This is a genomic window from Arthrobacter sp. RIT-PI-e, from assembly GCF_001187915.1.
GTDB lineage: Bacteria > Actinomycetota > Actinomycetes > Actinomycetales > Micrococcaceae > Arthrobacter_D.
The window spans coordinates 114,594-128,331 of the sequence record NZ_LGIU01000091.1; the positions used below are offsets into that span (position 1 = coordinate 114,594).

The window sequence follows — 13,738 nt, forward strand, 5'->3', positions numbered from 1 at the left end:
ACGGGTAGGTGGAAGGATTTACCGAACGATCGGTACTGAAAGCAGGATACGCACATGTGATGCGGATCACCAGGTGCGGCGGGTCGGGGTGGAGCCGGATCGACGAGCCGGGCATCCGCAGAGGGGTGCACGCACCACCGGATCTGGTCGCACGGCGGAGGCGTACGCCGCAGGTCCTCTCCGGTCGCCCGAACCGGGGAAGGGCTGTTCAGCTCCTGCGCTCGAGCAGCATGTTGGTGATGCGCAGCGTGCACAGGCGCCGCCCGGCATCATCGGAGATGATCACCTCGTGCGTGGTCAGTGTGCCGCCGAGGTGGATCGGTGTGGCGACGATGGTGATCCGCCCCTCACGAACCGACCGGTGGTGTGTGGCCGAGACGTCGACGCCGACGGCCGTCTTGCCCATCGTGCTGGCATGGATGACCGCAGCCCATGACCCCACCGCCTCGCCCACCGCCAGGGACGCCCCGCCGTGCAGAAGTCCGAAGGACTGCCTGTTGCCCTCGACCGGCATCGTCGCCACGACGCGATCGACCGACTCCTCGACGATCCGCACGCCCATCTTCCGGTCGAGCTCGCCCAGGGTGATCCGCCAGATACTTCCCGCAGCCTCGTCCTCCGGACTCTGGGGGTCGGGGCGGGACGGGGTCTGGCTCATTGGATCTCCTTCGGGAACCGGGCTCGGCGGAGCCCACCATCTCATGTGCGGTGCCGTGGTGCTGCAGCCCCGGGCACACGGGGCGCCGGTGTACGCCCTGCGGCCGAATCGACCATTGACCCGCCGACCCGGTCAAGAATATACTGAACGAACGATCAGTAATAGTTCGTCGGAAGATCTCCCGAGGAGTCACCATGGCACAGCACACGACGCTCTCCCCGCCCGCCGAGTCATCCCTCGATGCGGATGCCGCCGGCCTCCTGGCGGACGCGCAGGCCGAGTTCGACCGCATGATGGCCGAGGACTCCCGGATCGAGCCGCGTGACTGGATGCCGGGCGCTTACCGCAAGACCCTGCTCCGTCAGATCTCCCAGCACGCCCATTCCGAGATCATCGGCATGCAACCGGAGGCGAACTGGATCTCCCGTGCTCCTAGCCTCAAACGCAAGGCCGTCCTGATGGCGAAGGTCCAGGACGAGGCAGGGCACGGGTTGTACCTGTACTCGGCGGCGGAGACCCTGGGTCAGAGCCGGGACACGATGATGGCGGACCTGATCGAGGGTAAGGCCCGGTACTCGTCGATCTTCAACTACCCGGCGCCGACCTGGGCGGACATGGGCGCCATCGGGTGGATGGTCGACGGGGCCGCGATCTGCAACCAGGTACCCCTGTGCAGGGCCTCCTATGGGCCCTACGGTCGGGCGATGGTGCGGGTGTGCAAGGAGGAGTCCTTCCACCAGCGGCAGGGATTCGAGATCCTGCTCGAACTCTCCAACGGCTCGCCCGAGCAGAAGGCGATGGCTCAGGACGCGGTCAACCGCTGGTACGCGCCCGCCCTGATGATGTTCGGGCCGCCCGACGACGACTCGCCGAACTCGAAGCAGTCCATGGCGTGGAACATCAAACGCTTCAGCAACGACGAACTGCGCAGCCGGTTCGTGGGCATGATGGTCGAGCAGGTCAAGGTCATCGGGCTGACCCTGCCCGATGACGAGATCCGTTTCGACGAGGACACCAGGACCTGGCAGCACGGCCCCTTGGACTGGGGCGAGTTCCAGGAGGTCCTCGCCGGGCGCGGGCCCTGCAACGCCCAGCGCCTGGAGCGTCGCCGGCAAGCACACGAGGACGGGGCGTGGGTCCGGGAAGCGGCCTCGGCGTATGCGGCGAAGCAGCGTACCAAGCAAATGGATGAGATGGATCAGGTGGCATGAGCCCCCACGGCAACCCGGAGGTCCCCGCCGGCGCAGCGGCCGACGTGATCCGCGGTGCCCGGCAGGTCCCCGCCGGTTCCCGGACACCGGAGCCCGCGGATCCGGCACCTACCGGGCCCGCGCCCGTCCAGGCACCGGGATCACCGGCGGCCGCCCCGGAACCGGCCGCCTGGGACCTGTGGGAGGTCTTCGTCCGCTCGAACCGCGGGCTGAGCCACGTCCATGCCGGGTCGTTGCACGCCCCCGACGCGGACATGGCGTTGCGCAACGCACGGGACCTCTACACCCGGCGCAACGAAGGGGTGTCCATCTGGGTCGTCCCGGCCGAGGCCATCACCACCAGCGATCCGGGAACCAAGGGCGCGTTCTTCGAGTCCCCACAGGGCAAGGACTACCGGCACGCCACCTACTACACCAAGAGCGAAGGGGTGAAGCACCTGTGACCGGTCCGAGCACGAGCGCCGCCCACGAGGACGTCACCACCGGTGTTGCCGGCGGTGACGGCAACGCTTCCGCGACACGCATCACCCCCGGCAATGCGCTGCGGCCGGAGGACATCGCCCTGGAGGTCCGCACCGGGGCGATCCGTCCCACCGACGACGCCGCCGAGTACGCGCTCAGGCTGGGCGACGACGCCCTGATCCTCGCCCAACGACTCGGCCACTGGATCTCTCGGGCACCGGAGCTCGAGGAGGACGTCGCCCTGGGCAACATCGCCCTGGATCAGCTGGGGCACGCCCGCAGTTTCCTCACCTACGCCGGCGGGGCATGGGACAAGTCCGAGGACAACCTTGCCTACGTCCGCCGCGAGCACGAATTCCGGAGCGCCCATCTCGTCGAGCAACCCAACGGCGACTTCGCGGTGACCATCGCCCGCCAGTTCCTCATCAGCTTCTACCAGTACGAGCTCTACCGGCACCTTATGGGATCCACCGACGCGACCGTGGCGGCGATCGCCGCGAAGGCGGTCAAGGAGGTCGACTACCACCGCGACCACAGTGCACAGTGGGTGCTGCGCCTGGGGCAGGGAACCGACGAGTCACGCAGACGCATGATCCACGGACTGCGCCTGATGTGGCCCTACGTCAACGAGCTCTTCGACGAGGACCCGCTGACCCTGCGGCTCGTCGCCTCCGGTATCACCGTGGCACCGGCGATCATCCGGGAGGAGTTCGACCGCCTCACCGGGCAGGTCCTCGCCGACGCGGACCTCGAGGTGCCCGACGTCCCGGCGGCACCGGGCGGGGGCCGCCGGGGTGAGCACTCCGAGCACCTGGGGTACATCCTCGCCGAGATGCAGGTGCTCGCCCGAGAGCACCCCGGGGCGAACTGGTGAGATCCCAGGACACCGGCCGCGGCGTAGAGAGTACGCGGGCCGACACCACCTACCCGCCCACGCCGGGACGGGACACCTCCGACCGGGACGCGTGGGACATCGCCGCGACGGTCTGCGACCCGGAGATCCCGGTCCTGACGATCGAGGACCTGGGGATCTTGCGCACGGTGGAGACGACCCAGGACCAGGGGGTACTGATCACCATCACACCCACCTACTCGGGGTGCCCTGCCATGGACGCCATCCGGGACGACCTCACCGCGGTCCTCACCGCACACGGGTACACCGGAGTCGAGGTCCGCCTGGTCCTCGCACCGGCATGGACCACGGACTGGATGAGTGAGGCCGGACGGGCCAAACTCCAGGAGTACGGTATCGCCCCGCCCACCGGAAAGGCCGCCCTGGGCGGACACTCGGGACCCATCCGGCTGGCCCTGAACGTCAAATGCCCCCAGTGCTCCTCCCTGGACACCCGGGAACTGACCCGTTTCGGTTCCACCTCCTGCAAGGCCCTCTACGTGTGCCGCAGCTGCCAGGAACCGTTCGACTACTTCAAAGTGCTCTGAGGAGACCCCGTGCCCGCCACCTCCGAGGCCGCCATCGACCAGGCGCCCGGCACCACCCGCCGCCGCCCGTCCTTCCACACCCTGACCGTGAAGGAGGTCCGCCGTCTCACCCAGGACGCCGTCGAGATCGCCTTCCACGTCCCGGCGGAGCTGGGAGGTCATTTCGACTACCTGCCCGGACAGTACGTCGCGGTCCGCCTCGAGCTGCCGGATCAGGACGGTGTGCCGCGCGAGATACGCCGCAGCTACTCCATCTGCGCCGAACCGCGGACCTTCGAGGACGGGACCAGCGAGATCCGGGTGGCCGTGAAGAAGGACATCGGCGGGGTGTTCTCCACCTGGGCGAACACCCATCTCACCACCGGGGATCGTCTGGATGTCATGAGCCCCATGGGGGCCTTCGTCTCCCGGCACGGCCGTGACGGCGAAGTATCCGAACACAACCGCCTCAGCTCCCTGAACCGCCCGCAGGACCTCGCGGCGGACCTCGCCCGCACCCACCAGACGCGGTTCGTGGCCATCGCCGCCGGTTCCGGTATCACCCCCGTCATCGCGATCGCCCGCACGCTTCTGGCCTCGGACCCGGCGGCGCGCTTCGACCTCGTGTACGCCAACAGGGCGGCCATGGACGTGATGTTCCTCGAGGAACTCGCCGACCTCAAGGACACCTACCCCCGGCGCCTGGCCCTGCACCACGTCCTCTCCCGCGAGCAGCGCACCGCACCCCTGCTCAGCGGCAGGATCGACGCCGACAAGCTCCAGCACCTCCTGGGCACGGCCATCGGCGCGGACGACGTCGACGAATGGTTCCTCTGCGGGCCCTTCGAGCTCGTCCAGCTCTGCCGCGACACACTCGCAGCACGGGGAGTCGACGCCGGGAGCATCCGCTTCGAGCTCTTCAGCTCCGGCGCACCCGAGCGCCCCGAGGGCAGCACCGGTCGTCCCGTGGTCGTGGAGGACACCCAGGAGAAGCACACGATCACCTTCACCCTCGACGGCCTGCAGGGTGAGGTCACCAGTCCCGTCCACGCCCGCGAGTCCGTGCTCAACGCCGCTCTGCGCGTCCGCCCCGATGTGCCCTTCGCCTGCGCCGGGGGAGTGTGCGGCACCTGTCGCGCCAAGGTCGTCGCCGGCAGCGTCACCATGGACGAGAACTACGCCCTGGAACAGGACGAGGTGGACAGGGGATACGTCCTGGCCTGCCAGTCGCACCCGACCAGCCCCGACGTCACCGTCGACTTCGACGTCTGACCCACCCCTTCCTCGGGCGGATGCCCGGACAGGAGCACCATGATCTCGCTCACCATCGACGACGCCGTCGCGGAGATCGTGCTCGATGCCCCCGGCAGGCTGAACTCCCTGGACCATCAGGGGCTGAAGGACCTGTCACGGGCCTACCGCACCGTCGACGCCGCCGCGCAGCGCGGTGAGGTGCGCGCGGTCCTGCTGCGCGGTGAGGGTCGGGTGTTCTGCGCCGGCCGCGACATCTCGGCGGTGGACCCCGACCGGGACGACGCCGCCGAGTACCTCGAGCGCCTACTGGGGCCGCTGCTGCAGCAGATGAGCGCCGTGCCGGCGCCCACGTTCGCCGCCGTGCAGGGCGCCTGTCTGGGGGTGGGTCTGGGACTGCTCCTGGCCACCGATGTGGTGTACGTGGCCGAGGACGCGAAGTTCGGGTCGCCGTTCGCGAAACTGGGGGCCACCCTGGACTCCGGGGGGCACTGGTACTTCACGGAGCGCCTCGGCATGCACCGGGCCCTGGACCTGATCTACACGGGCGAGCTGATCAGCGGGGCCGACGCCGTCGCGCAGGGGATGTTCAGCCGTGCGGTACCGGCCGGGGAGCTGCTCGGGTTCACCCGTGACCTCGTGGCCAGGACGGCACGCGGTGCCACGGCGGCCTTCACGGCCAGCAAGGACCTGGTGGCGCAGATCCGCGACCAGCGCCTGGGACTGTGGGAGTCCCTGGCGCAGGAGAGCGCCGAGCAGGTCAGGCTCTGCAGCACGCCGGACTACGCGGAGGGCTTCCGGGCGTTCCAGGAGAAACGACCTCCCGCCTTCACCGGTGCCCCGACTGCACCGGAACCGTCCGACCCTCGGACAGGACCGGTCCGGGATGCGGGGCAGCCGCCGACGCCCTGATCCTGCCTGCGCACCTGCCCCGACCCGGTGGTGCGGGGCAGGTCAGCGGGTGTCGAGATCCTCGAAGATCAGGAACGTCTGGGTGTCCAGGACCCCGGGCATGGACTGCAGCTGGTCGAACACGATGCGCCGCAGATCGGAGTTGTCCACCCCCCTGACCAGCAGGATCACGTCGAAGTCCCCGCCGACCAGCGCGATGTGCTCGACCTCCGGGATGGAGCGCAACTCCTCACGCAGCTCCCTCCAGGAATGCTGTCGCACCTTCAACGTCACGTAGGCTGAGGACTTCCGTCCGCTCCTGACCGGATCCACCAGGGCCGTGAACTTCGTCAGCACGCCCTCGTCGGTGAGCCGGGTGATGCGCGTGTAGGCGTGGGCGCGTGAGATGTGGACGTTCTCGGCGACCTGGGTGACCGACATGCGCCCGTCACGGCGCAGCTGGTCCAGGATGCGGTGGTCCACCTCGTCCAACGGGGTGACCGGGCGCCGGTCGTCCTGGGAGGTCACAGGTCCGCCAGCGCCGACGCCGGATCCTCGATCGCGTCCACCACATGGCGCAGGAAAGCACTCGCCGCGCCCCCGTCGCAGACGCGGTGGTCGAAGACCAGGGTCAGCTCCACGATCTTCCGGATCGCGAGCTCACCGTCCACCACCCACGCCCTGTCGATGATGCGCCCGATACCCAGCATCGCTGCTTCGGGGTGGTTGATGATGGCCGCCGATCCGTCCACGCCGAACACGCCGTAGTTGTTGATCGTGAACGTGCTGCCGGTCAGCTCGGTCGGGGACGCCTTCCCCTCGCGTGCCACACGACCGAGCCGGCGGATCTCGGCATCGAGACCTCGTGCGCTGAGCCGATCCGCACGACGGATGGAGGGAACCACCAGCCCGCGGTCCGTCTGCGCCGCGAAACCGAGGTTCACTCCACCGAAACCCAGGATCTGCGCGCCGTCGGTCGTCGACGCGCCCGCACCGGCGTCCTGCACGGGCTGGAAGCGCGAGTTGAGCTCCGGGTACTTCCTCAACCCGGACGTGACGAAACGGGCGATGAAGGCGAGCAGTCCCGGGGTGTCCTCGGGGCTGCGTTCCTTCATCGCCGACCGCAGTCCGACAAGAGCCGTCGCGTCCACGTCCACCCACACGGTGGCCTCGGGGATCTCGGTCCGGCTGCGCGTCATGGCCGCGGCGACCGCCTTGCGCACTCCGCGCACGGGTGTCCTGGAGGCCACGACCAGACCGGTGCGGGGATCCACCTCGGAATCATCGGCGCCCGCCGAGGTGCTCGCCGAGATGCCCGGTGGAGAGCCCGCGGGGGAGTCGCGCACGGGAACGCTCTGCTGTGCCTCGGACAATCCTGCTGTGCGGGGTATCCCGGAGGGTAGAGGGCTCACCGCCGCGCCTGCGGAGAGGGCCGCCTCGACGTCGCGTCGTGTGATCAATCCCGCCGCCCCGGTGCCGTGCACCGCGTGGAGGTCGACGCCGGAGTCGTACGCCAACCGGCGCACCAGCGGGGAACTGACGGCAAGGCGCTCGCCGCGCCCGGGTAGGACCTCATGCGCCGTCGCGCCGGGTGGTGCGGGTGTCGTGGGAGGGCTTGCCCGGGTGTGGGGCGGGCTCTGGACGTGCTGCGGCCCGGCGGGGTGGGAGAGCTTCCGGGTCCGGCGGCGTCCCGCGTGCCCCTGGCCCGCGGGGGTCCCGTATCCGATGAGGACGTTCCCCGAACCGGCCCTCTCCTCCTCGCGGTACGCCGCCGCTGCAGCATCGGGCGCCGGCGCCACCGGTCGGGTGATTCCCCCGTGCGCATGAACCGAGGCGTCGACCGGACGTCCCGCAGCGGCGACCTGCACGGGGACAGACACCGGGGAGGAGTCCGCGGGCATGACGGAGATCAGGGGTTTGCCCACGTCCATCACCTCCCCGGGTTCCCCGTGGAGGACGGCGACCGTCCCTGCGTACGGGGACGGCACCTCCACCACGGATTTCGCGGTCTCCACCTCGGCGATCGGCTGATCCACCGTGATCCGGTCCCCCACGGAGACGAACCACGTGACCAGTTCCGCCTCGGCGAGACCCTCACCGAGATCGGGCAGGAGGAAGATGTTGGGCGTACTCACGACTGGTCCTCCCACTGGAGATCGTCCACGGCGTCGAGGATCCGATCGACCCCGGGGAGGTAGTAGTGCTCGAGTTTCGGGGCGGGGTACGGGATGTCGAAACCGGTGACCCGTCGCACCGGTGCTGCCAGCTGGTGGAAGCAGCTCTCCTGGATGCGGGCCACGATCTCGGACGCCACGGACGCGAATCCGTGTGCTTCGGCGATGACCACCGCCCGGCCGGTCCTGCGGACCGAGGCCGCGACGGTCTCGTCGTCGAACGGGACGATCGAACGCACGTCGATCACCTCCAGCGAACGGCCCTCCTCGGCGGCTACCGCAGCCGCAGCCAGAGCGGTCGGCACCGACGGCCCGTAGGCGATCAGGGTCGCATCCGTCCCGGAGCGGGCGACACCGGCCCGTCCTTCGGTGGAGCTCCCCGCTGCCACCCGCTCGGTGTGCTCCTGACGCAGCCCCTCGAGATCCACCGCGTCCTTGGACCAGTACAGCTTCTTCGGTTCCATGAAGATCACCGGGTCGTCCGAGTCGATCGCCTCCCGCAGCATCCTGTACCCGTCGGCGACCGTGGCGGGGGTGTACACCTTCAGGCCCGCCGTGTGCGCGTAGTACGCCTCGGAGGAGTCACAGTGGTGTTCCACGCCCCCGATACCACCTGCGTACGGGATGCGGATGACCATCGGCAGGGTCACGGCGCCCCGCGTACGGTTGTGCATCTTCGCCACATGACTGGCGATCTGCTCGAACGCCGGGTAGGCGAAAGCATCGAACTGCATCTCCACCACCGGGCGCATCCCGTTCATCGCCATCCCCACCGCCATGCCGATGATCCCCGACTCCGCCAGCGGCGTGTCGAAGCACCGGGTGGAACCGAATCTCCTCATCAGGCCGTCGGTGATGCGGAAGACACCTCCGAGCATCCCCACGTCCTCGCCGAACACGATGACGGTGTCGTCGGCGCTCATCGCATCGACCATCGCCGTGTTGAGCGCCTTCGCGAGAGTGAGCGACTGCACCTCCTGCGTGGAGGCCGCCTGCTCCGCGGCACGCGCCGTCGCGGAGCTGACATCACCATCGGTGGCGGACGTCGTGGCGGACGAGGTGGTCAGTGTCCGGCTCATCGGGCCGCCTCCCGTGAGATCTCCTCGGCGAGCATCGCCGACTGCCGGTCCAGGTGCGGGGTGGGGGAGGAGAACACGTGCCTGAACAGCTCCTGCGGATCGACGTCGACCTCCGTGTTCAGCCCCTCCCGGAGCACGGCGGCGACCGCTTCGGCGTGCTCGTCGATACGGTCGGCGTCCTCGTCCCGCAGTACACCCTGGCCGGTGAGGTAGGTCCGCATGCGGTTGAGCGGGTCCTTCTCCTGCCACTCGGCCACCTCGCTGTCCTGGCGGTACCGGGTGGCGTCGTCGGCATTGGTGTGGGCCTGCATCCGGTAGGTGTGGGCCTCGACCAGGAGGGGCCCTGACCCCTCACGGGCCAGTGTCACCGCCCGTCGCAGCACGGACAGAAGTGCCACCAGGTCGTTGCCGTCCACGCGCTCACCGGCCATGCCGTACCCGACGGCCTTGTGGGCGAGCGAGGGTGCGGCGGACTGCTGGGCCAGGGGGACGGAGATGGCGTACCTGTTGTTCTGCACGAAGAAGATGACGGGGAGTCCGAACACGGCGGCGAAGTTCAGCGCCTCGTGGAAGTCGCCCTCGCTGGTCGCGCCGTCCCCGCACATGGCCAGGACCACGGTGTCCTCTCCGCGGAGCTTCGCCGCGTGGGCGACGCCGACTCCGTGGAGCAGCTGGGTCGTCAAGGGCGTGGACTGGATGCCCACGTGGTGTTCGTGGGGGTCGTACCCGCTGTGCCAGGTGCCGCGGAACGAGGTCATGACCTGCATCGGATCGACGCCGCGGGCCATGATCGCCACCGAGTCGCGGTAGGTGGGGAACATCCAGTCGCCGTCGGCCAGGGCCAGGGCTGCGGCGACCTGGCATGCCTCCTGGCCGTGGCTCGAGGGGTAGACGGCGATCCGGCCCTGACGCACCAGGGCCGAGTTCTGGTCGTTGACGCGCCGGCCGATCACCAGCTGTTCGTAGGCGGCCAGCAGTTCTGCTTCGTCGGGTATCGGATACTCGTGCCCGGGCTGGGCGCCCTGCTCGTCGGCCGGGACCAGGACACCCTCCGGGCTCACCATCTGGATGGGGTGACGTGCGGGGAGCATGTAGTCCTCGACCGAGATCCCGAACTTCCGCACGGATTCGGTCAGAGCCCTGTGATGAGGGGGTGGTTCGGTCGCATCAGGGATGTGCTGGGTAGCGGAGATCGTCATCGTTCCGTCCTCGGTAGACCAATAGTCCCCACCAGTATGCTGCCAGGTCTCATGGATGCCGCTAGGACCGAACAAGTGCGGACGAAACGAACGAGGAAGCATGTCGGCGGAGACGAAGCGTGACTGTGGTCCCGCTCACATCATGAATGTGTATTCGGATGTCTTCCTCGATCCCCCCACCCGAGCCGTGTCTCCGATCTGCTGATCGGACCCGCTCGTTCGGGCCACGGACCCGATGCGCGGACCTGTCCCGCCTGACCACGGTTCCGCTTCGTGGCTCAGGGCTGGGTAGTGTTTGGGGGTGCTTGATGTGGATGCGGTGGTGGAATCGGTCGTCCGGGATCTCGGTGTGCCCGCGGGGTGGGCTCGCCCGGTGGAATTCCGGGACTCTCTTGCGTTGTGTGCGCTGCACTCCGTGTTCTCCCTGCGTGCGGCCCCGGGCACGGCGACCGGAGTCGTGGCCCGGTACCGGGTGTTCCGGCCGACCGCGGACACCGACGGTGGCCCTGACCTGCTGCGGGTCATGGAGGATGCCGGCGGACCGGCCCGGTTCGCGCGTGAGGTCCTGGCAACCGAGAGCAAGCTGCCCGGTACGGTGCGGGTGCGCACCATGGGCATCCATGAGGGGTTGTCGCGGCTCGCCGCACTGGATGTCCCGGTGACCACCGCAGCGCACCTCCGGGCCCTGACCGCCGTGACGGGTGGTCCCGCCCGGAGGGCGTGGTTGTCCGTGCGCGGGTTCGGCCCGCTGGCCTGGTCGTCCTTGCTCGTGGACGCAGGCCCTGGTTCCGGCTCGAGACCGGGTGCTCCGGTGCAGCGCTACCTCACCCGGGTCCTCGACAAGGACGCCGGTACGACGCCGGTGTGGGCGTGGCAGGTCCTGGAGTCGGCGGCCAGGGAACTCGCCGTGGAACCCGGCGCACTGGGGCGGGCGATCTGGTTCCACGAGAGCTCCTCCGTCCCCAGGGGCTAGTACACCCACACCCCACCACCACCGTGGTCCAGGGTCCCGCGCTCGAATACCACCGTCCGGGCGCGGCCCCTCGAGGTCTCCGGTCCGTTCCGCACCGGACGGGTGTGCCCCCGGTCTCGTCACGATGTGCAGGTGGCACGTCCGGCCTCCTATCCTCGAGCAGGGGCCCGGTCCCGGCCGGTACGCGACCCGCCTCCACCCCACTCCCTCGTACCAGCGTCATCTACCCCTGTGAAGGATCAGCACCATGGACCTGTTCCGGACAAAGTCGATCGAGCAGTCGATCGCGGATTCCGACGAGAAGGGGCACGGCCTCAAGCGATCCCTCACGACGTGGGACCTGATGATCATGGGCGTGGCCGTGGCCGTCGGTGCGGGGATCTTCTCCGTCGGCGCGCAGGCCGCGGCGTTCAACGCCGGTCCGGCGGTCACCGTCTCCTTCGTCCTGGCGGCGATTACCTGCGCGCTCGCGATCATGTGCTACGCGGAGTTCGCCACCGCCCTGCCGGTCGCCGGCAGCGCCTACGTCTTCACCTACGCCACCATGGGTGAGTTCCTCGCCTGGATCATCGGCTGGAACCTGATCCTCGAACTCCTGATGGCCGCGGCCGTCATCGCGAAGTTCTGGGGTGTCTACCTCACCGACCTCTTCAGCGTGCTCGAGCTGGACATCCCCGCGGACATCAGCCTGTTCGGCCTCGATCTGGCGTGGGGCCCGCTGCTGATCGTCGCGATCTTCACCGCCGTCCTGATCTACGGGACCAAGCTCTCCGCCCGTGTCAACAGCGTCTTCACCGTCATCAAGATCGGCATCGTGCTGTTCGTGATCGTGGTCGGTTTCTTCTACGTCAACCCCGAGAACTACACCCCGTTCGTCCCGGTGTCCGAGCCCGCCGCCGAGAGCGGTGCGGGGTGGGCGGACCAACCCTTCCTGTCCTTCCTCAGTGGTGCCTCCCCTGCGGCCTTCGGCTTCACGGGCATCATCTCCGGAGCGGCGCTGGTCTTCTTCGCGTTCATCGGGTTCGACGTCGTCGCCACGTCCGCGGAGGAGGTCAAGAATCCCAGCCGCACCCTGCCCCGCGGCATCTTCGCCGGACTCGCCGTGGTGAGCGTCCTCTACATCCTCGTCACGCTGGTCGTCACCGGGATGGTGTCCTACAAGGATCTCGGGGCCTCCGGTGCGCCGTCCCTGGCCACGGCCTTCCAGCTCGTGGGCGCCGACTGGGCCGCCGGGATCATCTCGCTCGGCAGTCTGATCGGCCTGACCACCGTCATCATGGTGCTGCTCATGGGCCTGGCCCGTGTGGTCTTCGCCCTCAGCCGTGACGGCCTCCTGCCCCGCGGTCTGAGCCGCACGTCGGACAAGCACGCCACGCCTGCCCGCACGCAGGTCCTGTGCGGCGTCGTCGTGGCCCTCCTCGCAGGTTTCACGCAGGTCGAGGTCCTCGCGGAGATGATCAACATCGGCACGCTGTCCGCGTTCATCACCGTCAGCCTCGGCATCATCGTGCTGCGCCGCAAGCGCCCGGACCTGAAACCAGCCTTCCGCGTCCCCTTCGGCAAGATCATCCCGATCACGTCGGCCGCACTGTGCCTCTACCTCATGTTCAACCTCGCGACGATCACCTGGTTGTTCTTCGCCGGGTGGCTGGTGGTCGGCTTCGCGATCTACTTCGCCTACGGGTACCGCCACTCCCGCCTCCGGACGAGGTAGCACCACGCCCGGGACAGCTGAGGCGGCTGCATGCACGGCCCTGTCCGCCCCCGTGAGGCGCAGACGGACGAGCGACGGCTGCGGCGGGCAGCGCCGACTCCGTGGCGTGGCCCTGGGAGCCGTCGATCACACCGGTGAGGAACTGCACAGGACTGTCGGCGAGTGATGTGCCGGGCACGTTCCGCGCGGCTCCTGTCGCCGCCTCCGACGTCGGATGCTCGGGTGGGGAGCCTCGGGGTTCGACGGCGAGGATCCCGGTACGCCGGTGACGACCTGGGCGGTCTTCTCCTCGACCGGCATCGACGGGGCGTTCGTGCGGCCCGTCGTGACGAGCGGCACTCTCCGTGGACCCGTGCACCCTCAGGGTGCGGGGCTCGACCACGCCCATGCCGTCCGGACCCGTCGTACAGGTACCCACCTGGTGGTGATCAGCGCATCGAGGTCGGCCTGCTCCTCGAGCGCACCCACGTCGATCTGCGGTCGTCCTCCGGTGATGACCAGGCGGTGGACGAGGCTTTCGGGCTCTGCATCGTCGTCCGGTGGTTCGTGCGATCCGTTCGCCGCGGGTCCGCCTGACCCGGCTTCGCCGACGATGCGCCACCCGCGGAGCACCACGAGGATGATCGGGGATCCATGTCGCGACGCCGGCTGCTGCACCTCGGCAGGAAGTCCGGTGCATGCGGGTTCGCGCTGTCGAGGGGATGGGC

Annotated in this window: 14 protein-coding genes; 8 read left to right on the forward strand and 6 right to left on the reverse strand. The window is 68.9% G+C overall.

Annotated elements, in window-relative coordinates:
• Positions 1–208 precede the first annotated feature (208 nt).
• A complete protein-coding gene (locus tag AC792_RS13525) occupies positions 209–658 on the reverse strand; it encodes a PaaI family thioesterase (RefSeq protein WP_049831025.1) in 450 nt (149 codons plus the stop codon).
• Between the two features lie 194 nt (positions 659–852).
• Here AC792_RS13525 and paaA point away from each other — a divergent pair, with 194 nt between their 5' ends.
• The 6 genes from paaA to AC792_RS13555 all read left to right on the forward strand — a co-directional run bounded on the left by paaA (position 853) and on the right by AC792_RS13555 (position 5,913).
• Positions 853–1,869: a 1,2-phenylacetyl-CoA epoxidase subunit PaaA gene (gene paaA, locus AC792_RS13530; RefSeq protein WP_049831026.1), complete on the forward strand. Its 1,017-nt coding sequence runs from the start codon at positions 853–855 to the stop codon at positions 1,867–1,869.
• Entirely contained in the window at positions 1,866–2,312 is a 447-nt protein-coding gene (gene paaB, locus AC792_RS13535; protein ID WP_049831027.1) for a 1,2-phenylacetyl-CoA epoxidase subunit PaaB, read from the forward strand. The genes paaA and paaB overlap by 4 nt, the downstream gene beginning before the upstream one ends.
• Positions 2,309–3,205: a 1,2-phenylacetyl-CoA epoxidase subunit PaaC gene (gene paaC / locus AC792_RS13540; protein WP_049831028.1), complete on the forward strand. Its 897-nt coding sequence runs from the start codon at positions 2,309–2,311 to the stop codon at positions 3,203–3,205. The genes paaB and paaC overlap by 4 nt, the downstream gene beginning before the upstream one ends.
• Positions 3,206–3,303: 98 nt before the next feature.
• Positions 3,304–3,771 (forward strand): 1,2-phenylacetyl-CoA epoxidase subunit PaaD, encoded by a 468-nt coding sequence (gene paaD / locus AC792_RS13545; RefSeq protein ID WP_235436759.1) that lies wholly within the window; start codon positions 3,304–3,306, stop codon positions 3,769–3,771.
• Positions 3,772–3,780: 9 nt separating this feature from the next.
• On the forward strand, positions 3,781–5,022 hold the full coding sequence (paaE, locus tag AC792_RS13550) for a 1,2-phenylacetyl-CoA epoxidase subunit PaaE (protein WP_049831030.1): 1,242 nt from the start codon (positions 3,781–3,783) through the stop codon (positions 5,020–5,022).
• A 39-nt stretch (positions 5,023–5,061) separates the two neighbouring features.
• Positions 5,062–5,913: an enoyl-CoA hydratase/isomerase family protein gene (locus tag AC792_RS13555; protein WP_082177755.1), complete on the forward strand. Its 852-nt coding sequence runs from the start codon at positions 5,062–5,064 to the stop codon at positions 5,911–5,913.
• A 42-nt stretch (positions 5,914–5,955) separates the two neighbouring features.
• On the opposite strand, the gene AC792_RS13560 is transcribed toward AC792_RS13555, so the two are convergent.
• Genes AC792_RS13560 through AC792_RS13575 form a run of 4 tightly spaced genes read right to left on the reverse strand, consistent with a single transcriptional unit; the run spans position 5,956 to position 10,344 of the window.
• Positions 5,956–6,420: an Lrp/AsnC family transcriptional regulator gene (locus AC792_RS13560; RefSeq protein ID WP_049831031.1), complete on the reverse strand. Its 465-nt coding sequence runs from the start codon at positions 6,418–6,420 to the stop codon at positions 5,956–5,958.
• Positions 6,417–8,027, reverse strand: a complete 1,611-nt coding sequence (locus tag AC792_RS13565; protein WP_049831032.1) for a dihydrolipoamide acetyltransferase family protein — start codon at positions 8,025–8,027, stop codon at positions 6,417–6,419. Before AC792_RS13565 ends, AC792_RS13560 begins: the two co-directional genes overlap by 4 nt.
• Positions 8,024–9,145: an alpha-ketoacid dehydrogenase subunit beta gene (locus tag AC792_RS13570; RefSeq protein ID WP_200903415.1), complete on the reverse strand. Its 1,122-nt coding sequence runs from the start codon at positions 9,143–9,145 to the stop codon at positions 8,024–8,026. The genes AC792_RS13565 and AC792_RS13570 overlap by 4 nt, the downstream gene beginning before the upstream one ends.
• Positions 9,142–10,344, reverse strand: coding sequence for a thiamine pyrophosphate-dependent enzyme (locus AC792_RS13575; RefSeq protein WP_049831033.1), 1,203 nt, complete (start codon positions 10,342–10,344; stop codon positions 9,142–9,144). Before AC792_RS13575 ends, AC792_RS13570 begins: the two co-directional genes overlap by 4 nt.
• A 301-nt stretch (positions 10,345–10,645) precedes the next feature.
• On the opposite strand from AC792_RS13575, the gene AC792_RS13580 reads away from it, so the two are divergent.
• On the forward strand, positions 10,646–11,317 hold the full coding sequence (locus AC792_RS13580; protein WP_152916230.1) for a hypothetical protein: 672 nt from the start codon (positions 10,646–10,648) through the stop codon (positions 11,315–11,317).
• A 247-nt stretch (positions 11,318–11,564) separates the two neighbouring features.
• Entirely contained in the window at positions 11,565–13,031 is a 1,467-nt protein-coding gene (locus tag AC792_RS13585; protein WP_049831035.1) for an APC family permease, read from the forward strand.
• Between the two features lie 360 nt (positions 13,032–13,391).
• Here the strand turns inward: AC792_RS13585 and AC792_RS13590 are convergent, their stop codons facing one another.
• Positions 13,392–13,688, reverse strand: a complete 297-nt coding sequence (locus AC792_RS13590; RefSeq protein WP_049831036.1) for a hypothetical protein — start codon at positions 13,686–13,688, stop codon at positions 13,392–13,394.
• Positions 13,689–13,738 lie beyond the last annotated feature (50 nt).